At 66.6% G+C, this 24852-nt stretch carries 22 protein-coding genes; 10 read left to right on the plus strand and 12 right to left on the minus strand.

Going from position 1 to position 24852, the window contains the following annotated elements:
* Positions 1-329 precede the first annotated feature (329 nt).
* The 6 genes from ahcY to ACFOYU_RS26395 form a co-directional block, all read right to left on the minus strand.
* The gene (gene ahcY, locus ACFOYU_RS26370) at positions 330-1760 is read right to left on the minus strand and encodes an adenosylhomocysteinase (protein ID WP_377035827.1); all 1431 of its coding nucleotides are present in this window, start codon (positions 1758-1760) and stop codon (positions 330-332) included.
* 99 nt (positions 1761-1859) lie between these two features.
* Complete coding sequence (locus ACFOYU_RS26375; RefSeq protein WP_226738820.1) at positions 1860-2180, minus strand: HPr family phosphocarrier protein; 321 nt, start codon at positions 2178-2180, stop codon at positions 1860-1862.
* A 4-nt stretch (positions 2181-2184) separates the two neighbouring features.
* Positions 2185-2586: a PTS sugar transporter subunit IIA gene (locus tag ACFOYU_RS26380; RefSeq protein ID WP_226738822.1), complete on the minus strand. Its 402-nt coding sequence runs from the start codon at positions 2584-2586 to the stop codon at positions 2185-2187.
* An 89-nt stretch (positions 2587-2675) separates the two neighbouring features.
* The gene (locus tag ACFOYU_RS26385; protein ID WP_377035828.1) at positions 2676-3131 is read right to left on the minus strand and encodes an HPr kinase/phosphorylase; all 456 of its coding nucleotides are present in this window, start codon (positions 3129-3131) and stop codon (positions 2676-2678) included.
* Between the two features lie 7 nt (positions 3132-3138).
* Positions 3139-4932, minus strand: coding sequence for a sensor histidine kinase (locus ACFOYU_RS26390; protein WP_319004821.1), 1794 nt, complete (start codon positions 4930-4932; stop codon positions 3139-3141).
* 25 nt (positions 4933-4957) lie between these two features.
* Complete coding sequence (locus tag ACFOYU_RS26395; protein WP_226738826.1) at positions 4958-5656, minus strand: response regulator transcription factor; 699 nt, start codon at positions 5654-5656, stop codon at positions 4958-4960.
* Between the two features lie 484 nt (positions 5657-6140).
* Between ACFOYU_RS26395 and ACFOYU_RS26400 the strand changes: the two genes are divergently transcribed.
* A complete protein-coding gene (locus ACFOYU_RS26400; RefSeq protein WP_226738828.1) occupies positions 6141-7751 on the plus strand; it encodes a phosphoenolpyruvate carboxykinase in 1611 nt (536 codons plus the stop codon).
* A 66-nt stretch (positions 7752-7817) separates the two neighbouring features.
* Entirely contained in the window at positions 7818-8912 is a 1095-nt protein-coding gene (locus ACFOYU_RS26405) for an NAD(P)/FAD-dependent oxidoreductase (protein WP_377035829.1), read from the plus strand.
* A 19-nt stretch (positions 8913-8931) separates the two neighbouring features.
* Here ACFOYU_RS26405 and ACFOYU_RS26410 read toward each other — a convergent pair whose 3' ends face one another.
* On the minus strand, positions 8932-10338 hold the full coding sequence (locus tag ACFOYU_RS26410) for a sodium:proton antiporter (protein ID WP_377035830.1): 1407 nt from the start codon (positions 10336-10338) through the stop codon (positions 8932-8934).
* Between the two features lie 162 nt (positions 10339-10500).
* Here ACFOYU_RS26410 and ACFOYU_RS26415 point away from each other — a divergent pair, with 162 nt between their 5' ends.
* On the plus strand, positions 10501-11292 hold the full coding sequence (locus ACFOYU_RS26415) for a class II glutamine amidotransferase (RefSeq protein ID WP_226738834.1): 792 nt from the start codon (positions 10501-10503) through the stop codon (positions 11290-11292).
* A 7-nt stretch (positions 11293-11299) separates the two neighbouring features.
* Here the strand turns inward: ACFOYU_RS26415 and ACFOYU_RS26420 are convergent, their stop codons facing one another.
* Positions 11300-12010: a glutathione S-transferase gene (locus tag ACFOYU_RS26420; RefSeq protein ID WP_377035831.1), complete on the minus strand. Its 711-nt coding sequence runs from the start codon at positions 12008-12010 to the stop codon at positions 11300-11302.
* A 63-nt stretch (positions 12011-12073) separates the two neighbouring features.
* Positions 12074-12514, minus strand: coding sequence for a MarR family winged helix-turn-helix transcriptional regulator (locus tag ACFOYU_RS26425; protein ID WP_226738838.1), 441 nt, complete (start codon positions 12512-12514; stop codon positions 12074-12076).
* Positions 12515-12600: 86 nt separating this feature from the next.
* Here ACFOYU_RS26425 and ACFOYU_RS26430 point away from each other — a divergent pair, with 86 nt between their 5' ends.
* Complete coding sequence (locus ACFOYU_RS26430; protein WP_377035832.1) at positions 12601-13041, plus strand: antibiotic biosynthesis monooxygenase family protein; 441 nt, start codon at positions 12601-12603, stop codon at positions 13039-13041.
* Positions 13042-13056: 15 nt separating this feature from the next.
* A complete protein-coding gene (locus tag ACFOYU_RS26435) occupies positions 13057-13641 on the plus strand; it encodes a cytochrome b (RefSeq protein WP_377035833.1) in 585 nt (194 codons plus the stop codon).
* Here ACFOYU_RS26435 and polA read toward each other — a convergent pair.
* Together polA and ACFOYU_RS26445 are read right to left on the minus strand one after the other, a co-directional pair.
* A complete protein-coding gene (gene polA, locus ACFOYU_RS26440; RefSeq protein WP_377035834.1) occupies positions 13583-16621 on the minus strand; it encodes a DNA polymerase I in 3039 nt (1012 codons plus the stop codon). The genes ACFOYU_RS26435 and polA overlap by 59 nt on opposite strands.
* 74 nt (positions 16622-16695) lie before the next feature.
* Positions 16696-17895: an ROK family protein gene (locus ACFOYU_RS26445; protein ID WP_377035835.1), complete on the minus strand. Its 1200-nt coding sequence runs from the start codon at positions 17893-17895 to the stop codon at positions 16696-16698.
* Between the two features lie 226 nt (positions 17896-18121).
* On the opposite strand from ACFOYU_RS26445, the gene xylF reads away from it, so the two are divergent.
* The 4 genes from xylF to ACFOYU_RS26465 all read left to right on the plus strand — a co-directional run bounded on the left by xylF (position 18122) and on the right by ACFOYU_RS26465 (position 22211).
* On the plus strand, positions 18122-19168 hold the full coding sequence (gene xylF, locus ACFOYU_RS26450; protein WP_377035836.1) for a D-xylose ABC transporter substrate-binding protein: 1047 nt from the start codon (positions 18122-18124) through the stop codon (positions 19166-19168).
* Between the two features lie 172 nt (positions 19169-19340).
* On the plus strand, positions 19341-20639 hold the full coding sequence (locus ACFOYU_RS26455) for a sugar ABC transporter permease (protein ID WP_377035837.1): 1299 nt from the start codon (positions 19341-19343) through the stop codon (positions 20637-20639).
* Between the two features lie 11 nt (positions 20640-20650).
* A complete protein-coding gene (locus ACFOYU_RS26460; RefSeq protein ID WP_377035838.1) occupies positions 20651-21430 on the plus strand; it encodes an ATP-binding cassette domain-containing protein in 780 nt (259 codons plus the stop codon).
* Positions 21431-21458: 28 nt separating this feature from the next.
* Entirely contained in the window at positions 21459-22211 is a 753-nt protein-coding gene (locus tag ACFOYU_RS26465) for an SDR family NAD(P)-dependent oxidoreductase (RefSeq protein WP_377035839.1), read from the plus strand.
* Between the two features lie 137 nt (positions 22212-22348).
* On the opposite strand, the gene ACFOYU_RS26470 is transcribed toward ACFOYU_RS26465, so the two are convergent.
* Entirely contained in the window at positions 22349-23815 is a 1467-nt protein-coding gene (locus tag ACFOYU_RS26470) for a catalase (RefSeq protein WP_377035840.1), read from the minus strand.
* 93 nt (positions 23816-23908) lie between these two features.
* Between ACFOYU_RS26470 and ACFOYU_RS26475 the strand changes: the two genes are divergently transcribed.
* Positions 23909-24841, plus strand: a complete 933-nt coding sequence (locus tag ACFOYU_RS26475; RefSeq protein WP_377035841.1) for a LysR substrate-binding domain-containing protein — start codon at positions 23909-23911, stop codon at positions 24839-24841.
* The last annotated feature ends 11 nt before the right edge of the window (positions 24842-24852 follow it).

The following is a 24852-nucleotide window of genomic DNA, read 5'->3' on the forward strand; positions in this document are numbered from 1 at the left end:
CGGAACGGAGCCAAAATGATCCACGCGGCGGCGCAGCATGCGACGCCGCAGACGGTCTTGCAGACGCATGAACGGAACTGCCGGCATGGTACGTAAAACCCGACACAACCGGACGAATCGCGTTCACAATAGACCAGTGCCGAGTCAGCCAGAAAGGGGGTTAAGGTCCGCTTAAGCTTCCTTTGGAGAACCTGTGGACAATTGGCCACTCTCCTTGCGTAACCCTCTTTTTCGTCGGCGGGCGCACACCGAATCGAGGCGGCCTCCGCACCATGAAAAAAGCCCGGCAATGCCGGGCTTTTCTCGTTTGCGGCCTTCGGACAGGCGGCTCAGTAGCGGTAGTGGTCCGGCTTGAAGGGACCCTTCTCGGCCACGCCGATGTAGTCCGCCTGCTCCTTCGAGAGCTTGGTGAGCTTCACGCCGATCTTCTCGAGGTGCAGCGAGGCGACCTTCTCGTCCAGGTGCTTGGGCAGGGTGTAGACCTTGCGCTCGTACTTGCCCGGGTTGGTCCAGAGCTCGATCTGGGCCAGCGTCTGGTTGGTGAACGAGGCCGACATCACGAAGGACGGGTGACCCATGGCGTTGCCGAGGTTCACGAGGCGGCCTTCCGACAGCAGGATGATGCGGTGACCGTCGGGGAACTCGATCTCGTCGACCTGCGGCTTGATGTTGTTCCACTTTAGGTTCTTGAGGCCCGCGACCTGGATCTCGTTGTCGAAGTGGCCGATGTTGCAGACGATGGCCCGGTCCTTCATCGCCCGCATGTGGTCGATGGTGATCACGTCCTTGTTGCCGGTGGCGGTGACGAAGATGTCGGCGCGGGGAGCTGCGTCCTCCATGGTCGTGACCTCATAGCCTTCCATGGCGGCCTGGAGCGCGCAGATCGGGTCGACCTCCGACACCAGAACGCGGCAGCCGGCCTGGCGGAGCGAGGCGGCGGAGCCCTTGCCCACGTCGCCGAAGCCGGCGACCATGGCGACCTTGCCGGCCATCATCACGTCCGTGCCGCGGCGGATGCCATCGACCAGCGACTCGCGGCAGCCGTAGAGGTTGTCGAACTTCGACTTGGTGACCGAGTCGTTGACGTTGATGGCCGGGAAGAGGAGCTTGCCCTCCTTGGCCATGATGTAGAGGCGGTGCACGCCCGTGGTGGTCTCCTCCGAGACGCCTTTGATCGAGGCGGCGAGCTCGGCGAACCAGCCCTTCGGCTTCTCCTTGAGGAGGCGCTTGATGAGGGCGAACAGGACCTCTTCCTCTTCCGCGCCCGGCTTGTCCAGGAAGGCCACGTCGCCCCGCTCGGCGCGCAGGCCGAGATGCACCAGCATGGTGGCGTCGCCGCCGTCGTCGAGGATCATGTTGGGCACGCCGCCGCCATGCCAGTCGAAGAGCTTGGCGGTGTAGTCCCAGTACTCGGTGAGGGTTTCGCCCTTATAGGCGAAGACCGGGATGCCGGCGGCCGCAATCGCCGCGGCGGCGTGGTCCTGGGTGGAATAGATGTTGCACGACACCCAGCGGATATCGGCGCCGAGCGCCTTGAGGGTCTCGATCAGGACCGCGGTCTGGATGGTCATGTGGAGCGAGCCGGCGATCCGGGCGCCCTTCAAGGGCTGCTTCGGGCCGTATTCCTCGCGGACGGCCATGAGGCCCGGCATCTCGGTCTCGGCGATCGAGATCTCCTTGCGGCCGAAATCGGCGAGGCCGATGTCCTTGACGATGTAGTCCTGCGCGTCGTTCGCGCTCTTCAAAGCGGCTTGGCTCATGATGTCTCTCTTGCGCCTTTGGTGAATTGGCGCCGTGTCTATCAGAGACCGGACAGAGAGGCAATCAAGATATAAAGATGTCTTTATATGTCGGCGAAGCTACTCGTCCTCGCCGAACCTGTTGGCCAGAAGATCGTCGATGGCCTGCAGGCAGGCCTCCGCGTCCTCGCCCTTGGCCGTGACGGTGATCGAGGTGCCCTGGGCGGCCGCCAGGGTCAGAAGGCCCATGATCGAGCGGCCGCCGACCGTCTCGCCGCACCGGGTCACGGTCACGTCGGCGTCGAAGCGCTCCACGGTCTGGACGAACTTGGCCGAAGCGCGGGCGTGGAGACCGCGGCGGTTGATGATCCGGATCTCGCGGGCAAGCACCCCGTCCGGCAGGATGACTGGAGGGCAGTCCTCGTCGTCGACGCGGTCCATGCGGTCACTTCCCCGACAGGACGCGCGAGGCGACGTTGATGTATTTCCGGCCGGCCTCCTGCGCATGGGAGACGGCATCCGCCAGGGACTCCTCGTCCCGGACGCTGGCGAGCTTGATCAGCATGGGCAGGTTAATCCCGGCGACCACCTCGACCGAGTTGCCGTTCATGCAGGACAGGGCCAGGTTCGAGGGCGTGCCCCCGAACATGTCCGTCAGAACCACCACCCCCTGGCCCGAGTTGACCCGACACACGGCGGCCATGATGTCCTTGCGCCGTGTCTCCATGTCGTCGTCGGGGCCGATCGTGATCGTTTCGAGCTGCTCTTGAGGCCCCACCACATGCTCTAGCGCCGCTTTGAATTCCGTCGCGAGCTGCCCGTGGGTGACGAGCACCATTCCAATCATATTGTTACAGGTCCGAACGCTCCCCTGAGCGGAGCCGCTATTTTGTGCACTGCGAAGCCAAGCGCAAGAGCAATGAGAGGAAAAGTTCATCACAGTGTCACGACCGTGTCGCAAACACCACTCAGCCGGGCGAGAGCAATGTCGGTCGAAAATGCCCTGGTTCGCATGTGAACACGAGGCACCATGACGCCGCAGAGCCGGACCTGTCCATCCTGCTCTTCGGGATGACGCGGCGGATCATCCGAAAGATCGGCGACGAGGCGGATGACGGCGGCGGGCTCGAAGGACTGCCGGACGATCCCGACCCCGCGGATCTCGATGCATCCGGCGATGGGCGCCACGGGAAAGGCGAGGAGGCGCCCGTGCCGCGCCTCGAGGCGGGTCCGGTCGTCGCTGACGAGGCGGCAGAACCGTCCCGCCCGGCCGCCATGAAACAGGATCTCGCGGGCGAACGAGGACTTGCCGGCGCCGGAGGCGCCCCGGATCAGGAGCCCGGCCTCACCCACGACGACGCAGCAGGCATGGATCGTCTCGCTGCCGGTCAAGGAGCCGTCATCCTTTCTGGCTGGCGATCGGGAGGCGGATGATGAAGCGGGCGCCGAGGCGGCGCGGCTCCCCCGTTTCCTCGTCGAGCGGGCCGGGGCGGTTCTCCGCCCGGATCGTCCCGCGGTGAGCCTCCACGATCTGGCGCGAGATGGACAGGCCCAGCCCCGAATTCTGGCCGAAGCCCTGTTCGGGCCGGTCCGTGTAGAAGCGCTCGAAGATCCGGTCGAGGGCGTGGGGCTCGATGCCCGGGCCGCTGTCCTCCACCACGATCTCCACATCCGCCTTTCGCCGCCGCAGGGACACCCGCACCGGCTGGTCCGGGGGCGAGAAGGAGCGGGCATTGTCGATGAGGTTGTTGAAGACCTGCCCCAGGCGGCTGTCGTGACCGAGAACGAGAAAGGCGTCACGGCCCTTGGGGTGCTTCTCGATCCTCAGATCGATGATCGGATCGTTCTCGCGCTTGCGCTCATTGGCGACCGACACCACCGCGTCGAGAAGCCGGGCCATGTCGACGGGTTCGGCGTCGGCGCGCGCCAGCTCCGCATCGAGGCGGGAGGCGTCCGAGATGTCGCTGATGAGCCGGTCCAGGCGTTTCACGTCGTGCTGGATGATCGACATGAGGCGCAGGCGGGACTCGTCGTTGCGGGCGAGCGGCAGGGTTTCCACGGCGCTGCGCAGGGAGGTGAGGGGGTTCTTGAGCTCGTGCGCCACGTCGGCGGCGAAGCTCTCGATGGCGTCGATGCGGTTGTAGAGCGCCTTCGTCATGTCGCGCAGCGCCCCCGAGAGGTGGCCGATCTCGTCGGAGCGGGCGGTGAAATCCGGGATCTCCTGGCGGGACTTGGTGCCCCATCTCACCCGCTCCGCCGCTTCGGCCAGCCGCCGGACCGGCCCGGCGATGGCACCCGCGAGGAAGAGCGAGAGGACGATCATCACCACCGCCGCCACCAGGAAGACCTGGAGCAGGGCGAAACGCTCGGAGGCGATGATGGCGTCGATGTCCCCTTCCTGGGTCGAGAGCAGCAGCACTCCCTGGACCGTGCGGAAGCGCTGGATCGGCACCGCCACCGAAACGATGGTCTCGCCCCGGGCGTTCACGCGCACGTCGTTGGCCTGCTTGCCGGCGAAGGCCTGCTGCACCTCGGGCAGGGTCTTGCCGTTGGCGGGGCCGGGCTCCTCCTGGACCGGGCGCCGCTTGCGCCGGAACAGATTGCGCAGCGAGTTCCAGGTGCGCTCGATGAAGCTCGTGGTGTCCTCGGTGGCCGCCACCGGCGGCAGGTCCCGGCGCAGGATGTCGCCGCGGGAATAGAAGGTGCGGGAGTCGAGGAGGAGGAAGCCCTCCCGGTCGAAGATGCGCGCGCGGGTCTGGGTCGGCGTGACGAGCCGGCGCAGCAGGGGCGCCACCCGCTCGGGATTGATGGAGAACTCGAGCGAGGAGAGATATTCGTCGCTGAAGCGCTCGGTCTCGCCCGCCTGCATCTGCAGCAGCCGGTCGGGGTCGATCGCGATGGTGTTCGTGTCCACCGTCGCCGAGCTGGCGATGGCGCCCGCGATGATCTCGCCCTGGATGAGCAGGCTCTGCACCCGCGCCTCGATGAGGCCCTCGCGGAACTGGTTGAGGTAGAGAAAGCCGACGAGCAGCGCGACGAGGCCGGCGAGATTGAGCACGACGATCCGTCGCGTCAGGCTCGACGACGCGCGCTGCACGAGCATCCGGCCGAACTGCCGAAGCTGTGCCAGGGCACCACGGGGGGCTGGCGGGTCTTCGGCCGCAGCCTCGGCGTGGATGGGATCAGCCTTCATGCCACTCATTCAGGACGCCTCGGCGTCAGGCTTCCTTGAAGCGGTAGCCGACGCCGTAGAGGGTCTCGATCATTTCGAAATTCTGGTCAACCATCTTGAACTTCTTGCGCAGGCGCTTGATGTGGCTGTCGATGGTGCGGTCGTCCACGTAGACCTGGTCGTCATAGGCCGCGTCCATGAGGGCGTTGCGGCTCTTCACGACGCCCGGGCGGGTGGCGAGCGCCTGCAGGATCAGGAATTCGGTCACCGTCAGGGTCACCGGCTCGCCCTTCCAGGTGCAGGCATGGCGCTCCGGGTCCATCTTCAACTGCCCGCGCTCCAGCGCCTTGGCGTCGGTTTCCCGCGGGGCGGCTTGATCCTTGGGGGCGAAGCGTCGCAGCACGGCTTTGACCCGCTCCACCAGGAGACGCTGCGAGAATGGTTTGCGGATGAAGTCGTCGGCGCCCATCTTGAGGCCGAACAGCTCGTCGATCTCCTCGTCCTTCGAGGTCAGGAAGATCACCGGCAGATCGGACTTCTGGCGCAGGCGGCGCAGGAGCTCCATTCCGTCCATGCGCGGCATCTTGATGTCGAAGATCGCGAGATCCGGCGGGGCATGCTTCAAGCCGTCGAGGGCGGATGCGCCGTCGGTATAGGTCTGAATGCGATAGCCTTCCGCCTCCAGGGCGATGGAGACGGATGTCAGGATGTTGCGATCGTCATCGACAAGGGCGATCGTTGGCATGAACTCTTCCTTGTTATACGCGAATGGCCGTTGCCGGCACGCTCACTCCGGTGGGCCTCCCGCCTGACAACGCAGGAGGCACCAAAACGTGCCCAACTGCGTCTTTCTCATGGCATAAATAAGGTCCCCTCGTGGGAGTGCCAGGGGCCCCGGTCCCGAGGGCAAGTTTAGGCGCCCTCCCACAACCGGAGATGAACGCCGCCGGAAGCTGGGTTTCTCTTCCCAAGGCGGGCCGGAGAGCCGCCAATACCCCGCAAAAGCGGGCGAATTTCGTCTGGACGGCGCGAAAACGGCCTAGCCTGAGACAAAATAGAATGCGATGGAACGTGGTTAGTTGACGGTGACGCCGGCTAACCTCACCATCGCTGCGACAGGCGGTACGGCGAAAGGGTTGCAACGGCGACGCTTGAACAAGAACAGTATAGCGCCATTTCTGGGCAGGAAACAGGGCCGTCCAATGGCCGACCATCAGGAGAAGTCTTCAGTGGAAACTATCGGCGTCTTCAACAGCGCGCAGGGGGCCGAGACCTCCGGCTTCCGAAACCTCAAGCGGGTCTTTTGGAACCTCGAGGCGCCCGCGCTCTACGAGCAGTCCCTGACCCGCGGCGAGACCAAGGTGGTCCAGGGCGGAGCGCTGTTGGCCGAGACCGGCGTTCATACCGGCCGCTCCCCCAAGGACAAGTTCGTGGTGCGCGACGCCACGACGGAAGGAACGGTCTGGTGGGAGAACAACGGCTCGATCACCCCCGAGCAATTCGAGACCCTGTACAAGGACTTCATGGCCCATGCCGAGGGCAAGGAGCTTTTCGCGCAGGATCTCTACGGCGGCGCCGATCCGAGCTACCGGGTCCGGGCGCGGGTGTTCACCGAGTTCGCGTGGCACTCCCTGTTCATCCGCAACCTTCTGATCCGTCCCGACCGGGGCGATCTGAAGAGCTTCGCGCCGGATCTCACCATCATCGACCTGCCGTCCTTCAAGGCCGACCCGGCCCGGCACGGCTGCCGCACCGAGACGGTGATCGCCTGCGACTTCACCCGCAAGATCGTCCTCATCGGCGGCACCTCCTATGCCGGCGAGATGAAGAAGTCGGTCTTCACCTACCTGAACTTCGTGCTGCCGCCGCAGAACGTGATGCCGATGCACTGCTCCGCCAATGTGGGCAATGCCAATGACGTGGCCGTGTTCTTCGGCCTCTCCGGCACGGGCAAGACCACCCTCTCGGCCGATCCGAACCGCATCCTGCTCGGCGACGACGAGCACGGCTGGGGCCCGAACGGCGTCTTCAACTTCGAGGGCGGCTGCTACGCCAAGACCATCCGCTTGTCCCGCGAGGCGGAGCCGGAAATCTTCGCCACCACCGAGCGCTTCGGCACGGTGCTGGAGAACGTGGCGATCGATCCGATCACGCGCATTCCCGATTTCGACGATGCGTCGAAGACGGAGAACACGCGCTGCGCCTATCCGCTCGACTTCATCCCCAATGCGAGCGCGACCGGCCGGGCCGGCATCCCGAAGAACATCGTGATGCTGACCTGCGACGCCTTCGGCGTGCTGCCTCCCATCGCCAAGCTCACGCCGGCGGAAGCCATGTACCACTTCCTCTCCGGCTATACGGCGAAGGTCGCCGGAACGGAGAAGGGCGTGAAGGATCCGGAAGCCACCTTCTCCACCTGCTTCGGTGCGCCCTTCATGCCGCGCCACCCCTCGGTCTACGGCAACCTGCTGCGCGACCTCATCGCCAAGCATTCGGTGGATTGCTGGCTCGTCAACACCGGCTGGACCGGCGGCAAGTACGGCGTCGGCCGGCGCATGCCGATCCGCGTCACGCGCCGCCTGCTGACGGCGGCCCTCGACGGCTCGCTCTCCCGCGCCGATTTCCGCCGCGATCCCTATTTCGGCTTCGCGGTGCCCACCTCGGTGCCGGGCGTCGAGCCGCACATCCTGTATCCGGTCAAGACCTGGCAGAACAAGGCGGAGTTCGCCGAGACGGCCAAGCGCCTCATCGACATGTTCAACGAGAACTTCAAGCGCTTCGAGGGGCACGTGGATTCCGACGTGCGTTCCGCGGCGCCGCAGACGTCGATTGCGGCCTGACATCCTTTTCGATCTGTCCTAACAAACGGCGGCCTTCGGGCCGCCGTTTTGCATGGGGGACTGGACATGGATGCTCTTGTCGTCGGAGCCGGGGTCGTCGGATTGGCCGTTGCGCGCGCCCTGGCCCAGCGCGGCCATGGGGTGATCGTGGCGGAGGCCACGGGCGGGATCGGCAACGGCGTGTCCTCTCGCAACAGCGAGGTGATCCATGCCGGCATGTACTATCCGACCGACTCCCTGCGCGCCCGCCACTGCGTCAACGGCCGGCGCCTGCTCTACGCCTTCTGCGAGAGCCACGGCGTGCCCCATGCCAGATGCGGCAAGCTCATCGTGGCGACGAACGATCTCGAACAGGCGAAGATCGAGGGCATCTACGAGCAGGGCATCGCCAACGGCGTGGAGGGCCTGTCGTTCCTGACCGCCGCCGAGGCGCGGGCCCTCGAGCCCAATCTGTCCTGCACCGGCGCCGTTCTCTCGGCCGAGACCGGCATCGTCGACAGCCATTCCCTCATGCTGGCGCTCCAGGGCGATCTGGAGGCGGAGGGCGGCGCCATCGCCTTCAACACGCCGGTGGAGCACATCGCGCGCACGGCCTCCGGGTGGGATGTGCGGATCGGGGGCGCTGAGGCCGACACGCTGACCTTCGACGCCGTGGTCAACGCGGCGGGGCTGGGCGCCCAGGCCCTCGCCCGTGCCACCGAGGGCTACCCGCAGGAACGGGTGCCGCCGCTCGTGCTCGCCAAGGGCAATTACTTCGGCTGCCTCGGCAAGCCCGCCTTCTCGCGGCTGATCTATCCGGCGCCCGTGGACGGGGGACTGGGCACCCACGTCACGCTCGATCTCAACGGGCGCATGCGCTTCGGCCCCGATGTGGAATGGGTCGAGCGGGAGGTCTACGAGGTGGACCCGCAGCGGGCGGAAAGCTTCTACGCCTCGATCCGCCGCTACTGGCCCGGCCTGCCCGACGGGGCCCTCGTGCCGGATTATTCCGGCATCCGGCCCAAGCTCACCAACCCGGGCGAGAAGGCCGCCGATTTCATGATCGACGGACCGGCCGAGCACGGACTGCCCGGTCTCGTCCAGATGTTCGGCATCGAGAGCCCTGGCCTGACGTCGAGCCTGTCGCTCGCCGAGGACGTGGCGGACAGGCTGGAGGCCTAGCGCCTCCCGCCGCCGGGTCTTACCCCTGGAAGAAGATCAGCGTCACCAGCACGAAGGTCGGGACCAGGATCAGGCCCGACCACACGATGTAGCCGAAGAAGCTCGGCATCTTCACGCCGCCCTGCCGGGCGATGGCATAGACCATGAAGTTCGGGGCGTTGCCGATATAGGAATTGGCGCCCATGAACACGGCGCCCGCCGAGATGGCGGCCAGCGTCACCGCCGCCTGCGTCATCAGCACCTGAGGGTCGCCGCCCGCGAGTTCGAAGAAGACGAGGTAGGTGGGCGCATTGTCCAGGAACGAGGACAGGCCGCCCGTGAGCCAGAAATAGGCCGCATGGTTGGCGCTGCCGTCCGGGTTCGATACCAGGGCGACGAGAGGCGCGAACGCGCCCTCGCTGCCGGCCTTGAGCATGGCGAGCACCGGGATGATGGTGACGAAGATCCCGGCGAAGAGTTTCGCCACCTCCTCGATCGGGCCCCAGGAGAAGCCGTTGTCGATGCGGTTGCCCTTCGGCGTGAGCTTGAGGGAGATGACGGTGACGGCCACCATGACGAGATCGCGCAGGACATTGGCGAGTTCGACCTCGGTGCCGAGCACCGTCGCCCGGCCGAGATCGACCGTCGCGCTCATGAGGATGGCGCTGATGATGACGAAGATCAGGAAGAAATTGATCCCGCCCGTGATCCTCACCGGCGTGTCCGGCGTCGGGTCCGGCTTGATGCGGCCCTCCTTCCGGTAGAGGTACGTATCGAACAGGAAGAAGAGGCCGAGCAGGAGGGCGGCGGCGAAGAGCGTCTCCAGCAGGAGATGCGTGGTCGTCCAGAAGAAGTCGACGCCGCGCAGGAAGCCCAGGAAGAGGGGCGGGTCGCCCAGCGGCGTGAGCGAGCCGCCGATGTTCGAGACCAGGAAGATGAAGAACACGATCACGTGCACGTTGTGCAGGCGGTCGTCGTTCGCGCGCATGACGGGGCGGATCATCACCATGGAGGCGCCCGTGGTGCCGATGAAGCTGGCCAGCACCGTGCCGATCCCGAGCAGCATCGTGTTGGTGCCCGGCGCCCCGTGGATGTTGCCGCGCACCAGGATGCCGCCGGCCACGGTGAACAGGGCGAGGAGCAGCAGGATGAAGGGGATGTATTCGAGGAGCGCCGTGTGGACGAGGGCGTGGAGCGCCGTCGCCGGGCCCAGGATCAGGGCCATCGGCGCGAGGACGAGCACGCCCCACAGGGCCGCGATCTTGCCGTGGTGATGCTCCCAGGCATGAGGCGCCAGAAGCGGGAAGAGCGCGATGGAGAGAAGAATGCCCGCGAAGGGCAGGGACCAGAGGAGGCTTAAGGACCGCCCGTCGAGCTCGGCGGCCGACGCGGCCTCTGGCAGCAGCAGCAGAGCGGCGCCGAGCGCCAGGCGGAGAGCGCGAGACATGCGGTGAAACCCCCGTCGTCCGGTTGGACGTGTTTTGCCAAGCTTTACGGGCAGGCGGGCGGGGCCGCAACAGCAGGTTCGTTAACCGGCTGTTCACCATGAGGGAAGGATAGTAAAACAAGGTTGCACAGGGCGCCCGAGACGCCGGGGGGACGAACATCGATGTGCCGCTTTCTTGCCTATCGGGGAGAGCCGATCTTCCTCGCCGATCTCGTCTGCGCTCCGGCCCACTCCCTGGTTCATCAATCCCTGCACGCGGTCGAGGCCAAGACCGGCACCAACGGCGACGGCTTCGGCATCGGCTGGTATGGGGAGCGCCCGGAACCGGGGGTCTATCGGGAGGTCCGCCCCGCCTGGTCGGACGAGAACCTGCGGAGCCTGTGCGAGCAGGTTCGTTCGAGCCTCTTCTTCGCCCATGTGCGGGCCTCCACCGGCACCTCGACCACCCGGGCCAACTGCCATCCCTTCGCGCATGGGCGCCATCTGTTCATGCACAACGGCCAGATCGGCGGCTATGGCCGGATCAAGCGCCGCCTCGAGGCCCTGATCCCGGACGAGCTCTACGACGGACGCCTCGGCACCACGGATTCGGAGGCGATCTTCCTCGCCGCCCTCGCCAACGGCCTGAAGGACGATCCCATCGCCGCCATGGCCCGCACGCTCAAGCAGGTGCGGGGCCTCATGGAGGAGGCGGAGATCGAGGAGCCCCTGCGCTTCACCGCCGCCCTCACCGACGGCGAGAGCCTGTGGGCCTTCCGCTGGGCCTGCGACGGCAAGCCCCCGACCCTCTATTACCGCGAGGAGAACGGCGGCCTTCTGGTCGTGTCCGAGCCCATCGACAGCAAGGAGAAGGGCTGGCGGGAGGTGCCGAAAGGCTGCACTCTCGTGGCCCGCGCCGGTGGCGGCGTCGGCGTTCAGTGCCTGAACGAGGCCATGGGACGCCTGGCAGCCTGAGGCCGCCCTACCCGTCGAGCTCCGGATAGCGCCGGAAGATGCCGTCCTCGTTGAACGGGATGCGGCGCGAGCTCCTCAGATAGGCCTTGATGCGCGGTCTCTCGGCGACCGCATGACGAAGCGCCGTGACGCGTGGCGCATCCGCGAGCGCGCGCTCCATGGCCTTCGGGAAGGCGTAGGACAATCCCTCCACCACCTGGAACAGGGACAGGTCCGCATAGGTGAGGGACGCGCCCACGAGGTGCCGGTCGCCGGCCAGGTTGCGCGCGAGGATGCCCTCGAACCAACCGAGGAATTTCGGGATGCGGCTGTCGCGGAAATCGGCCGCCCGGCGCAGGGCCTCCTCCTTCTGGTCCTCATAGTAGAGGTTGACGCTCACCGGATGGTGGGTGTCGTGCGCCTCCGCCACGAGATCCGACAGGGTGAGCTGGATCTGCTGCGTCCACAGGCCCCCGGCCGGATCCTTCGGGGCGAGCCCGTGCCGCGCCCCGAGATAGAGCAGGATCGCGGCCGTCTGGCCGATGACGAGATCGCCGTCCTTGAGAAAAGGCGGCGCGAAGGGCGGGTGCGCCGCCTCCTCCAGCATCCGCATCATGGCCGGGACGCCGTCCGGCCCCCGCGCCACATCGACGTAATCCGCACCCGCCTCCTCCAGCGCCAGCCGCACGAACTCGCCGCGTCCCTGGATCGTGGGCCAGTAGTAGAGTTCGTAAGGCATAGGGGGCTCCCGTCGTTCAGCGGTACAGGCCTAAGACTTAGGAGGCACAGCGGCGATGGCCACCTATCCTGCGAGATCCTTTTGCAGGGCTCCGATGATCTGCTCCATCACGCGCAAGAAAGCCTTGCGTGCGACGGGCGGCAGGTCCGCCAGGGCGACTTCGTTCACGGCTTTGGCCGCCTCCGTTGCAGGAGCCTCCAGAGCACGCGCCTTCTTCGTGAGATAGATGCACTGGGCCCGCCCGTCCTGCGGATGGGCTTTCCGCTCGATCAGGCCGTCACGCTCCATGCGGGTCAGGGTGTTGGCGATGGTCGCCTGCTCCAAGTCGAGACGCTCCACCAACTGCTTTTGAGTCAACCCCTCCTCGCTCCATAGCTGGAGCAGAATGGGAAACTGCCCTGTGCTCAGCCCGAGCGGCCTGATGCGTTCGGTCAGCGCCGCCGCGAACAGGCGGGCCATGTGATTGACCACGTACCCGGCCGATTGGTCTTTGTCGAAACTCATTCCGTATCCTGCAGAGTCGATGCTTCTTATCTTGTATAGCAAGCTATTCAATGATATATAGCATGCTATATACATAGGAGGCTTCCATGGGTCTGAGACAAATCATCGTTCCGGCCATGCTCGCGGCAGCACTTCCCGGCGCCGGCCGGGCAGAGCAGATTCTCAGCCTTTCCGATGCGCAGAAAAGCGACGGGACGAGTTTCGCGGAGCAGCTTCGCTCCGCACCGACTGGACAGATCGTGCTGCTCAACACGTTCCTGGTGCCGGAAGGGGAGGCCGAGGCTTTCCGGCAGGGCTGGGCCAGGGCGGCCGAGGTCCTGCGGCGCCAGCCCGGGTTCGTCTCGACGACGCTTCATCGGCCGGTGGGCGGCTCCCGTCTCTGGGTGAATCATGCCGTATGGGAAAGTGTCTCCGCCTTCATGGCCGCTTTGGCCTCACCCGACTTCAAGGCGGCCGCCGCGTCGATGAGACAGACCGGGTTCCGCCGCCTCTATCAGGCCGAGCGGACGCTGGGTTCTGCCCGCTGATCGAGGAGCGCAGGCATGACTCTCAAGAGCACATCGGATCGATACGGGACCGTCGCCCTGGCTCTCCACTGGGCAAGCGCCGTTCTGATCCTCATTCTCATCCCCTTAGGCTTCGCCATGCAGGCGGTCCCCGACGGGTTGCGTCCCGGGTTGTACCGGGTCCACGTGGCTTCTGGAATCATGGTCGGCCTTCTGACCCTTGTCCGGCTCGTGTGGTGGCGAGCCTTCGACCTCATGTCGCGGCCAGGGCAGGCCGATGCTTCCGTTCAGCACCGCCTGGCGCGTTTGGTTCATGCCGGGTTCTACGGGGTGGTCCTCGCGCTGACGGTCAGCGGCATCGGCTTGATCGCGAGGAGCGGTCTGGCACCCATGCTGGCCGCGGGGGATCTGTCGTCCATGTCCGATCTGATGCGACAGCCGCCCCGACTTGCGCACGGCTTCATGGCGCGCCTCCTGCTCGCTCTTCTCGTCCTGCACATCGCAGGCGCGCTCTACCACCACTGGATCAGGCGCGACGGCGTGCTTGGCAGAATGCTGCCCCTCAATGCGCCTCGTCCCAGTTCTGTGCGGCGCGGGCTTCCACGGCGAGCGGCACCTTGAGGGATACGGCCGGGAACGGGGCTTCCGTCATGACGCGGGAGATCACGGGCAGCGTGGCCTCCACCTCCTCGTCGGGGGCCTCGAAGACCAGTTCGTCGTGCACCTGCAGCAGCATCCGGGCGGAGAGGCGCTCGGCCCGCAGCGCGTCTTCCATCCGCACCATGGCGCGGCGGATGATGTCGGCGGCGGTGCCCTGGATCGGGGCGTTGATCGCCTGGCGCTCCACGCCCGCACGCTCGGACGGATTGCCCGACTTGATCTGGGGGTAATGGCAGACGCGGCCGAACAGCGTCGTCACGTAGCCCTTGTCGCGGCAGAACTTCTTGGTCTCGTCGATATAGGTGCGGATGCCCGGGAAGCGCTCGAAATACTGCTTGATGAAGGCGGCGGCCTCGTTGTTCGGAATGCCGAGGCGGACCGCGAGGCCGAAGGCCGAGATGCCGTAGATGATGCCGAAATTGATGGTCTTGGCCTGACGGCGCAGATCCGGGTTCATCCGGTCGAGGGGCACCCCGAACATGGCGGACGCGGTCGCCGCGTGAATGTCGATGCCCTGCGCGAACGCCTCCTGCAATTGCGGGATGTCGGCGATATGCGCGAGGAGCCGCAGCTCGATCTGGCTGTAGTCGGCCGAGATGATCTTGTGTCCGGGCGGCGCCACGAAGGCCTGACGGATCTTGCGGCCGGCTTCCGTGCGGATCGGGATGTTCTGGAGGTTCGGGTCGGACGAGGACAGGCGTCCCGTGGTCGTCGCGGCCAGCGAGAACGAGGTGTGCACCCGCTTGGTGTCCGGGTGCATGTGCTCCTGCAGGGTGTCGGTGTAGGTCGATTTGAGCTTGGCGAGCTGGCGCCATTCGAGGATCTTCGCGGGCAGCTCGTGGCCGGCCTGGGCCAGCTCGTCGAGGAGCGTCGCGGGCGTGGCCCATTGGCCGGACGGGGTCTTCTTCGCGCCGGGCAGGCCCATCTTGCCGAAGAGGATGTCGCCGATCTGCTTCGGCGAGCCGAGGGCGAACTTTTCGCCCGCCATCTCGTGGATCTCATCCTCGAGCCGCGCGAGCGTCTGGGAGAAGTCGCCCGAGAGGCGGCTCAGGATCTGCCGGTCGACCAGGATGCCGCGCATCTCCATGCGCGCCACCACGTCGATCATGGGGCGCTCCAGGGTCTCGTAGACCGTCGCGCGGTGCTCGGCGGCGAGGCGCGGCTTCAGCATCTGCCACAGGCGCAGCGTGATGTCAGCGTCCTCGGCCGCGTAGGCGGTGGCCTTGGCGATCTCGACCCTGTCGAAGCTCACCTTGCTGCGGCCCGTGCCGGCCACGTCGGAGAAGCTGATGGGGGAATGGCCGAGATGGCGGCGCGAGAGCTCGTCCATCCCGTGCGGGCCCTTGCCCGCATCGAGCACGTAGGAGATCAGCATCGTGTCGTCGTAGGGCCGCACGTCGATGCCGTGGCGCTTGAAGACGATCCAGTCGTATTTCAGGTTCTGCCCGATCTTGAGAACGGACGGATCCTCCAGGAGCGGACGGATGGCGTCGAGGGCATCGGTGACCGGAATCTGGCCCGGCACGAGCCCGCCGCCGAACAGGTCCGAATCGCCCCGGTGCTGGAGCGGCACATAGCAGGCCCGGCCCGCCTCGACCGCGAGCGAGAAGCCGACGAGTTCGGCAAGATTGGCGTCGAGCGCGCTCGTTTCCGTGTCGACCGCCACAAACCCCTTCTCGCGGGCCTCCACGACCCATTCCTTCAGGCGCTCGAGGCTCGTGACGGTCTCGTAGGCCTGCACGTCGACAGCCTGCGAGGAGGCTTCCGTCGCGCGCTTCGCGGCCAGCTGCGAGGGCGTGCCGAGCCCTTCCACGGGCTTGCGCCGCGCGGTCTCCGGCAGGTCGAGTCCGGCGAAGGGATCGACGTCTCCCGCGACGGCGCCGCCCTCGAAAGGAACCTCGGTCTCGGCGGGGCCAGGGCCGCCGAGGCGCTCCCAGCGGATGGCCTCGCCGCCGGGCATCAGGCGCGGGTCGGGCTCCACGGCGGTCGGATCGGCGTCGTAGATCTCGGCCACCCGTCGCGTGAGCGTGTTGAATTCCATCGCCTTCAGGAAGCCGATCAGGGTTTTCGGGTCGGGCTCGGGCAGGCGCAGTTCGTCGAGCGAAACGGGGAGCGGCGCGGCGCAGTCGAGGGTCACGAGCTTCTTGGAGAGCCGGGCCGACTCGGCGTTGTTGATCAGCGTTTCGCGGCGCTTGGGCTGCTTGATCTCCGGCGCCCGCTCCAGAAGAGTTTCGAGGTCGCCGAACTCCTTGATGAGCTGGGCGGCGGTCTTCAGGCCGATGCCGGGCACGCCCGGCACGTTGTCGGAGGTGTCGCCCATGAGAGCCAGCACGTCGCCGATCTTTTCCGGGGGAATGCCCTCCCAGCGCTCCGTGACGGCGGCCTCGTCCAGGTTCCGCTCGGGCCGGTAGCCGGGCTTGCCCTTCGAGCCCGATTCGAAATCGTAGAAGCAGACCAGCGGCCCGACCAACTGCATCAGGTCCTTGTCGGAGGAGACGATCAGCACGTTGGCGCCGCGGGCTTTGGCCTCCTGCGTATAGGTGGCGATGAGATCGTCGGCCTCGTAGCGCTCCTGCTCGATGGGCTCCAGGCCGAAGGCGCGAATCGCCTCGCGCATCAGGGGCATCTGCACCTTGAGGTCGTCGGGCGCATCCGGGCGGTGGCCCTTGTAGTCCTCGTAGAGCTCCTTGCGGAACGAGCCCTCCGACTTGTCGAGCACGATGGCGAGGTGGGTCGGCATCAGGCCGGCGGCGCCGTCGCGGACGAATTGCAGGAGCTTGGACACGAAGAGGCGCACGGCGCCGGTCGGCATCCCGTCCGAGATGCGGGAATTGTACTTCGAGTCCTGGTTCATGGACTGGAAGTAGGCCCGGTAGATGAAGGACGAGCCGTCGACGAGGAAAACGTGGTCGCCGGCTTGGACGGGACGGGAGGAAGCCATGGGTCTCGTTCGTGCGGAAATGATCCCGCAAGAGATAGTGGTTTCGGGCCCCGATGGCTATGGCTACGGCCGGCTTATGCAGCCCTCAAGCGCGCGAGATCCAGATCGAGCTCCCGCAGGGCCTGCATGACCACGCCTTCCGTCAGGAGATCCATGGAGGATTCCACCACCTGGATCGTGGCGAGCGCCCGCAATTCGGGGATCGTCTGCGATTCGAGGGCGGCCTCGAAGGAGGGGCGCAGGAGGTCCATGGCGCGGGTGCCGGGGCCGCAGATCACGATGTGATCCGGCTCCAGGGTCTGGATCAGGATCCCGACCGCGTCCCCGAGGACCTCGCCGGCCTCGCGGAAGAGGTTGGCGAGGGCGGGGTGGCCCGCACGGGCCTGAGCCACGATGGCGTCCATGGCGTCCTCGCCGGGGATCAGCACGGTCGGGGCCGGGCGGTGGTCGATGAGCTGCGCGTCCCGGTGCAGGGCATAGTCGGCCAGGAACGCCTCGATGCAGCCGCGCCCGCCGCAGCGGCATTGCGGGCCGCTCCGGCGCAGGCGCACATGGCCGAACTCGCTGCCGCCGAAGCGGGCTCCGCGATAGAGCTCGCCCTGGATGAGAAACCCTAAGCCCACGCCGTCGCCGACCATGAGGCAGGCCGTGCGCCCCGAGCGCAGCTCCGAATGGCGCTGGGCGATGGCGAAGGCCATGGCGCTGGCATCGTTCTCGATCAGCACCGGCTTCCCGAGGCGCCGGTTCAGGCCCGAGGCCAGCGGCAGGTCCCGGGCGCCGAGCACCGGGCTCCAGGCCACGATGCCGTCGCGGGTGTCCACATAGCCCTGGCAGGCAAGGCCCACGGCCTTCAGGTTCGGCGCGTTCGTGTCCCGCGCGAAGGCCGCGATGGCCTCCGCCAGCGCGTCCATGAGCTCCTCGGCTTCGAGGTTGCGAAGAGGGTGCTCGATATGGCGGCTGGCGCGGTTGCGGCCCGCGCTGTCCACCAGGCGCAGCTCGATCCGGTTGAAGCCGGTCCAGACGCCGATCACCGAGCCGAGGGTGTCGGCGAAATAGAGGCGCACCTTCGGGCGCCCGCGGATGAGGCCCGCCGATTCGCCGGTCTCTTCCGTCACCAGGATGCCTTCCTCGACGAGGCTCGCCGTGAGCTCGGAGACGCTCGCCGGGCTCATCCCGAGCTGCTGGCCGATCTCGACCCGCGCCATGGGCCCTTCCCGGCGCAGCGTGTCGAGCAGACGACGCCGGGCGGCTTCGCGGGGGGTGAGCGGGTTCATCGACATGGTCCCTTATTTGTTCATCTAGCGAATAAAACACCTCTTCGTAAAAAGGGTATCAGACCAATGGATGAGGAAAGGGCCGCTTGATGAGGCTTCGGTTCGGGATAATTATTTCCGGGCTCGAAAATAAGAAAGCATGGCGGTGCGACCGAGCGCGTTCGCCCTCAGGGTGATGACCCGCCATGGCAAACGGCTTTCGAGGAATGCCGCCCAGGAGGAATTCATGTTGTTCAAGAAGCACGCCCTGATCAGCCTTGCCGCCCTCGCCCTGTCCACGACTGCCGTCTTCGCGCAGGGGAAGGGCCCGGTCGTCGGCGTCAGCTGGTCCAACTTCCAGGAAGAGCGCTGGAAGACCGACGAGGCCGCCATCAAGGCCGCGGTCGAGAAGGCCGGCGGCACCTACGTGTCCGCCGATGCGCAATCCTCGCCCGCCAAGCAGCTCACCGATATCGAGAGCCTCATCGCCCGCGGCGCCCAGGCCCTGATCGTCCTGGCGCAGGACGCGGATGCGGTCCGTCCGGCCGTCGAGAAGGCGGTGGCCGAAGGCATTCCGGTGGTGGGCTACGACCGCCTCATCGAGATCCCGCAGGCCTTCTATCTCACCTTCGACAACGTCGAGGTCGGCCGTCTCCAGGCCCGCGAGGTCATGAAGGTGAAGCCCGAGGGCAACTACGTCTTCATCAAGGGCTCGGGCTCGGATCCGAACGCCAACTTCCTGTTCCAGGGCTCGATGGAAGTGCTCAAGCCCGCCATGGATGCCGGCAAGATCAAGAACGTGGGCGAGGCCTATACCGACGGCTGGCTTCCCGCCAACGCGCAGCGGAACATGGAGCAGTTCCTGACCAAGAACAACAACAAGGTCGACGCGGTGGTCGCCGCCAATGACGGCACCGCCGGCGGCGCTATCGCGGCGCTCGCGGCTCAGGGTCTGGCCGGCTCCGTGCCGGTCTCCGGCCAGGATGCCGACAAGGCGGCCCTCAACCGGGTGGCGCTCGGCACCCAGACCGTCTCCGTGTTCAAGGACGCCCGCGAGCTCGGCCGCAACGCGGCGGAAATCGCCGTCCAGCTCGCCAACGGCAAGAAGCTGAACGAGATCCAGGGCGCCACGACCTGGAACCAGGGTCCCAAGAAGCAGAACATGACCGCCCTGTTCCTCAAGCCGGTCGCGATCACGAAAGACAATCTCAACGTGGTCATCGACGCGGGCTGGGTCACGAAGGACGTGGTCTGCCAGGGCGTGAAGCCGGGCACCGCGAAGGTCTGCGACTGACCTTTCCCGTCATCCGGAGGCGGTCCGAAAGGGTCGTCTCCCGAAGGGCTGGAGGCACGGCAGGTCCGGCAACACGACCTCCCATGACGAGCCGATCTCTCCTTGTCGTGCCGATAGCTTCCGGGCCCGCCATGCGGGCCCGGAATGACTTCCAACGATCCGAGGGCCTGCCATGACTGCTCCCAGCGCGACGGCCGCGCCGTCCCACGGCGCCACATCCGCCTCGTTCCTGTCGAAGCTCGAGATCGACGTTCGCATGCTCGGCATGCTGGCGGCGCTCGGCGTGATCTGGATCGGGTTCGACATCCTGTCCGGCGGCCTGTTCCTGACCCCGCGCAACCTCTGGAACCTCTCGGTTCAGACCGCGTCCATCGCCGTCATGTCGACCGGCATGGTGCTGGTCATCGTCACCCGCAACATCGACCTGTCGGTGGGCGCCATTCTCGGCGTCGTCGGCATGATCGTCGGCGTGCTGCAGGTGCAATGGCTGCCCGCCTGGCTCGGCTTCGAGCACTGGCTCACGGCGCCCATCGCCGTGGTCGCCGCCGTTCTCGTGGGCGGCGCCATCGGCCTGTTCCAGGGCTGGCTCATCGCCTATCTGGCCATCCCGTCCTTCATCGTTACCCTCGGCGGCCTGCTCATCTGGCGCGGCGCCGCCTGGTGGGTCACCACGGGCCAGACCGTGGCGCCGATGGACACCCGCTTCAAGGCCCTCGGCGGCGGCGTGGAAGGGGCGCTCGGCGCCACCGCCACCTGGATCATCGCCGCCGTGGCCTGCGGTCTCATCGTCGTGGCGCTCGGCCTCTCCCGCCGCCGGCGCGTGCGTTTCGGCTTCCCCGTCCGTCCCGCCTGGGGCGACGCGGCGATCGCCGCCTTCGCGTGCGGGGCGGTTCTGATCGCGGCGGCCATCGCCAATGCCTATCCGCTGCCGGTGGGAATCGCGCGCCGCTGGGCCGAGGCGAACGGCATCGCCTGGCCGGAGGGCGGGTTGTCCATTCCGCACGGCATCGCCCTGCCGGTGCTGATCGCCATCATCGTCGGCTTGGGGATGACCTTCCTGGCCCGGCGCCTGCGCTTCGGCCGCTATGTCTTCGCCATCGGCGGCAACCCCGAGGCGGCGGAACTGTCTGGCATCAACACCCGCTGGACCCTCATGAAGGTGTTCGGCCTCATGGGCCTGCTGTGCGGCATCTCCGCCTGCATCTCGACCGCCCGCCTGAACGCCGCGACCAACGCCGCAGGCTCGCTGGACGAGCTCTACGTCATCGCTTCGGCTGTCATCGGCGGCACGTCGCTCGCAGGCGGCGTCGGCACCATCGCGGGCGCCATGCTGGGCGCCCTCGTCATGCAGTCCCTGCAATCGGGCATGGTGCTGCTCGGGGTCGATACGCCCCTTCAGAACATCGTCGTCGGCGCCGTGCTGGTGCTGGCGGTCTTCGTCGACGGCCTCTACCGCCGCCGCATCAAGTAAGGGAGAGCGCCATGCAAGCGAACGGCACAACGCCCCTGGTCGAGATGCGCGACATCTCCATCGCCTTCGGGGGAATCAAGGCGGTCGACGGCGTCTCCGTCGATCTGCGCCCCGGCGAGGTGGTGGGGCTCCTCGGCCACAACGGCGCCGGCAAATCGACCCTCATCAAGATCCTGTCCGGCGCCTACCGGCCGGATGCGGGCGAGATCTACGTGAACGGCGAGAAGGCCGATATCGGAACCCCGCGCGACGCCAAGCGCTACGGCATCGAGACGATCTACCAGACCCTCGCGCTCGCGGACAACATCGATGCGGCCGGCAACATCTTCCTCGGCCGCGAGGTGCTGACGCCCTACGGCACCCTCGACGACGCCACCATGGAGGCGGAGACCCGCAAGGTGATGGCGCGCCTCAACCCGCATTTCCGCCGCTTCAAGGAGCCCGTGAAGGCCCTGTCCGGCGGCCAGCGCCAGTCGGTGGCGATCGCCCGCGCGATCTACTTCAACGCCCGCGTGCTGATCATGGACGAGCCGACCGCGGCCCTCGGGCCCGCAGAGACGCAGCAGGTGGCCGATCTCGTGCTGCAGCTCAAGAAGGAAGGCATCGGCATCTTCCTCATCAGCCACGATATTCACGACGTATTCGGCCTCGCGGACCGGGTGAGCGTGATGAAGAACGGCAGGCTCGTCGGTTCGGCGAACGTTTCGGACGTGACCCAGGACGAGGTGCTGGGCATGATCATCCTCGGGAAATGTCCGCCCGGCGCCGTTCCCGGCCCCGGCGCAAGCTGACGACGAACAATCAAGGAAGCGAGACTTCATGACCCAGACTGTTTACGGCTCCCTGAAGGGCAAGACCGTCCTCATCACCGGCGGCGCCAGCGGCATCGGCGAGAGCATCGCCCAGGCCTTCCACGCCCAGGGAAGCAAGGTCGCCATTCTCGACTACAACGCGGAGGCCGGTCAGGACCTCGCAAAGCGTCTGGGCGAGCGTGTGCATTTCGAGCACAACGACGTGCGCGACATCCCGGCCCTGCAGGCCGCCATCCGCCGTGCCAGCGAGGCGCTGGGGCCGGTCACCATTCTCGTCAACAACGTCGCGCGCGACGACCGGCACACCATCGACCAGGTCACGCCCGAATACTGGCGCGAACGCTTCGCCACCAATCTCGACCACCAGTTCTTCGCGTCCCAGGCGGTGCTGCCCGACATGGAGAAGGCCGGCGGCGGCTCGATCATCAACATGGGCTCGACCAGCTACATGGTGAGCAACGACTCGTTCGCCGCGTACAAGACCGCCAAATCCGCCGTGGTGGGTCTCACCCGCGCCCTGGCTCGGGAGCTGGGCGACCGCAACATCCGCGTGAACTGCATCGTGCCGGGCTGGATCATGACCCAGCGCCAGATCGACATGTGGCTCACGCCGGAGGGGGAGGAGGAGCTCATGAAGCGCCAATGCGTGAAGCGCCGTCTCGTGCCGCAGGACATCGCCAATTTCGCCCTGTTCCTCGGCTCGGACGATTCCACCGCCATGTCGGCCCAGACCTATCTGGTGGACGGCGGCTGGGTGTAGGACATCCCACCGGCGCCTGTAGCTTTTGTCGCTCGCCTCGGCCCGGGACATGATCGCCGGGGCGCCGCGGCCCGCAACGAAAAGCGGCCCAGGGTTGCCCTGGACCGCCTTCGTCGTTGCCTCGATGTCGTCGGGGCTTACTCGGCCGCCTGGATCATGACGGCGCCCTTCAGGCCCATCCGGTCGGCGACGCCAAGGCCGTAGGCCTTGTCGGCCAGGTAGAAGTGCACGATCTGGCGCTTCACGATCTCCACCGGCACGCCCTGCATCGCCTCGGCGATGTTGTCCATCAGACGGCCCTGCTCCTCGGGCGTCATCAGGCGGAACAGGTCGCCCGGCTGCTTGTAGTCGTCGTTGCCGGCGCGATGGTCGTAGCGGTCCGCGTCGCCCGAGATCTTGAGCGGCGGCTCCACGGCGCGCTGGCTCTGCACCGGGCCGTTGAAGGAGTTCGGCTCGTAATAGGCGTCACCCCGGTTGGGCACGTCGAACAGCATGGCGCCGTCGGCATGGTAATGGTGCACGGGGCAGCGCGGACGGTTCACCGGCAGGGCCTCGTAATGGGTGCCGACGCGGTAGCGGTGGGCGTCCGCATAGGCGAAGAGGCGGCCCTGCAGCATCCTGTCGGGCGAGAAGCCGATGCCCGGCACGATGTTGGACGGTGAGAACGAGGACTGCTCCACCTCGGCGAAGTAGTGCGCGGCGTTGCGGTTCAGCTCGAGAACCCCGACCTCGATCAGCGGGTAGTCCGCGTGCGGCCACACCTTTGTCACGTCGAACGGGTTGTAGGGGGTCTTTTCCGCGTCGGTCTCGGGCATGATCTGGACGCAGAACTTCCAGCGCGGGAAGTCCCCGTTCTCGATCGCCTCGTAGAGGTCCCGCTGGGCGCTCTCGCGGTCCTTGGCGATCACCGCCTCGGCCTCGCGGTTCGACCAGGTCTTGATGCCCTGCATCGACTTGAAGTGGAACTTGACCCAGAAACGCTCGCCGGCCTCGTTGATGAACGAGTAGGTGTGCGAGCCGAAGCCGTGCATGTAACGGTAGCCCTGCGGCAGGCCACGGTCCGAGAACAGGATCGTCACCTGGTGCAGCGTCTCCGGGCTGAGCGACCAGAAGTCCCACATGGCGGTGGCCGAGCGCAGGTTCGTCGCGGGGTGGCGCTTCTGCGTGCGGATGAAGTCGGGGAACTTCACCGGGTCGCGCACGAAGAACACGGGCGTGTTGTTGCCGACGATGTCCCAGTTGCCTTCTTCCGTGTAGACCTTGAGGGCGAAGCCGCGCACGTCGCGCTCGGCGTCGGCCGCGCCGCGCTCGCCGGCCACGGTCGAGAAGCGCAGGAACACTTCCGTCTGCTTGCTGATCTCGGAGAACACCTTCGCCTTGGAATAGCGGGTGATGTCGTTGGTGATGGTGAGCGTGCCATAGGCCGCAGAGCCCTTGGCGTGCACCACGCGCTCCGGAATGCGCTCGCGGTTCTGGTGCGCGAGCTTCTCGATGAGCTGGTAGTCCTGGAGGAGCAGCGGACCGCGCGGGCCGGCCGAAAGGCTGTTCTGGTTGTCGGGGATCGGCGCTCCGGCCGTGGTCGTCATTGTCGTGCTTTTGGTCATGGTCCTCTCCAAAGCTTGTCTGGAACATGCCTAAACTGGCCGATCAGGTCCAATCGCTTTGCATGTGAGGAGAGATAAGTTATTCTTATCGGCATGGTCACGTTCCGGCAGCTCCGCTATTTCGAAACCTTGTCCCGCACCCGCCATTTCGGCATGGCGGCGAGTCAATGCGCCGTCACGCAGCCCGCTCTGTCCATGCAGGTGAAGGAGCTCGAACAGGAGCTCGGCATCAAGCTCGTCGAGCGCCGGGGCAACGCCGTGGCGCTCACCGTCGCAGGGCAGGAGATCGCCGCCCGGGCGGAGGCGATCCTGAACCAGGTTCGAGAGCTCACCGATTATGCGCGCCAGCAATGCGGCGTGCTCACCGGGACCCTGCGGCTCGGCATCATCCCGTCCGTGGCGCCCTATCTGCTTCCGAGCCTCCTCGGCGGAGTCGAGGCGAGCTACCCGTCCCTCGATCTTCTCGTCCGCGAGACGCAGACCGACACGCTCATCGAGGAGCTCATCCGCGGCGATCTCGATGCGGCCCTGCTGGCCCTGCCCGTGTCGCCCTCCCAGCTCGACACCCTGGAGCTGTTCGACGACCGGTTCCTGATCGCGGTGCAGGCGCAGGCTGCGCGGGGCTGGACGCCGGACAACCTGCATGCGCGCATGATGCGCGAGCGTCTGCTGCTGCTGGAGGAGGGACATTGCCTGCGCGATCAGGCGCTGCAGTTCTGCCAGGTCGCGAACGTCCAGGCGCGCAAGGCGCTGGGGGCGGCCTCGCTCACCACCATCATGCAGATGGTCGCCGCCGGCCATGGAATCACGCTTCTCCCCGAACTCTGCGCGGAGGCCGAGGTCGACCGGCAGCGGATCGCCCTGATCCAGTTTCCCGACGAGCCGCCCAAGCGCACCATCGGGCTTGCCTGGCGGCGCACCTCCGGGCGCAAGGCGGATTTCGCGGCGCTCGGCGAACTCATCAGGGCGATCCGCACGAAAGATGCGGCCGGTGCCAAACCCGCGAAGCCCGCAGACGTTGACTGAAAGCTGCCGGC

Source organism: Microvirga sp. GCM10011540, assembly GCF_042650665.1.
Classification (GTDB): Bacteria; Pseudomonadota; Alphaproteobacteria; order Rhizobiales; family Beijerinckiaceae; genus Microvirga; species Microvirga lenta.

Bases quoted from the DNA above. Each gene is read 5' to 3' on its own strand.
- ACFOYU_RS26380 (WP_226738822.1), bottom strand. From the start codon at position 2,586: ATGATTGGAATGGTGCTCGTCACCCACGGGCAGCTCGCGACGGAATTC.
- ACFOYU_RS26455 (WP_377035837.1), top strand. From the start codon at position 19,341: ATGACTGCTCCCAGCGCGACGGCCGCGCCGTCCCACGGCGCCACATCC.
- polA (WP_377035834.1), bottom strand. From the start codon at position 16,621: ATGGCTTCCTCCCGTCCCGTCCAAGCCGGCGACCACGTTTTCCTCGTC.
- ACFOYU_RS26430 (WP_377035832.1), top strand. From the start codon at position 12,601: ATGGGTCTGAGACAAATCATCGTTCCGGCCATGCTCGCGGCAGCACTT.
- ACFOYU_RS26475 (WP_377035841.1), top strand. From the start codon at position 23,909: ATGGTCACGTTCCGGCAGCTCCGCTATTTCGAAACCTTGTCCCGCACC.
- ACFOYU_RS26410 (WP_377035830.1), bottom strand. From the start codon at position 10,338: ATGTCTCGCGCTCTCCGCCTGGCGCTCGGCGCCGCTCTGCTGCTGCTG.
- ACFOYU_RS26445 (WP_377035835.1), bottom strand. From the start codon at position 17,895: ATGAACCCGCTCACCCCCCGCGAAGCCGCCCGGCGTCGTCTGCTCGAC.
- ACFOYU_RS26415 (WP_226738834.1), top strand. From the start codon at position 10,501: ATGTGCCGCTTTCTTGCCTATCGGGGAGAGCCGATCTTCCTCGCCGAT.
- ACFOYU_RS26460 (WP_377035838.1), top strand. From the start codon at position 20,651: ATGCAAGCGAACGGCACAACGCCCCTGGTCGAGATGCGCGACATCTCC.
- ACFOYU_RS26420 (WP_377035831.1), bottom strand. From the start codon at position 12,010: ATGCCTTACGAACTCTACTACTGGCCCACGATCCAGGGACGCGGCGAG.
- ahcY (WP_377035827.1), bottom strand. From the start codon at position 1,760: ATGAGCCAAGCCGCTTTGAAGAGCGCGAACGACGCGCAGGACTACATC.
- ACFOYU_RS26395 (WP_226738826.1), bottom strand. From the start codon at position 5,656: ATGCCAACGATCGCCCTTGTCGATGACGATCGCAACATCCTGACATCC.
- ACFOYU_RS26470 (WP_377035840.1), bottom strand. From the start codon at position 23,815: ATGACCAAAAGCACGACAATGACGACCACGGCCGGAGCGCCGATCCCC.
- ACFOYU_RS26390 (WP_319004821.1), bottom strand. From the start codon at position 4,932: ATGAAGGCTGATCCCATCCACGCCGAGGCTGCGGCCGAAGACCCGCCA.
- ACFOYU_RS26425 (WP_226738838.1), bottom strand. From the start codon at position 12,514: ATGAGTTTCGACAAAGACCAATCGGCCGGGTACGTGGTCAATCACATG.
- ACFOYU_RS26405 (WP_377035829.1), top strand. From the start codon at position 7,818: ATGGATGCTCTTGTCGTCGGAGCCGGGGTCGTCGGATTGGCCGTTGCG.
- ACFOYU_RS26375 (WP_226738820.1), bottom strand. From the start codon at position 2,180: ATGGACCGCGTCGACGACGAGGACTGCCCTCCAGTCATCCTGCCGGAC.
- xylF (WP_377035836.1), top strand. From the start codon at position 18,122: ATGTTGTTCAAGAAGCACGCCCTGATCAGCCTTGCCGCCCTCGCCCTG.
- ACFOYU_RS26435 (WP_377035833.1), top strand. From the start codon at position 13,057: ATGACTCTCAAGAGCACATCGGATCGATACGGGACCGTCGCCCTGGCT.
- ACFOYU_RS26465 (WP_377035839.1), top strand. From the start codon at position 21,459: ATGACCCAGACTGTTTACGGCTCCCTGAAGGGCAAGACCGTCCTCATC.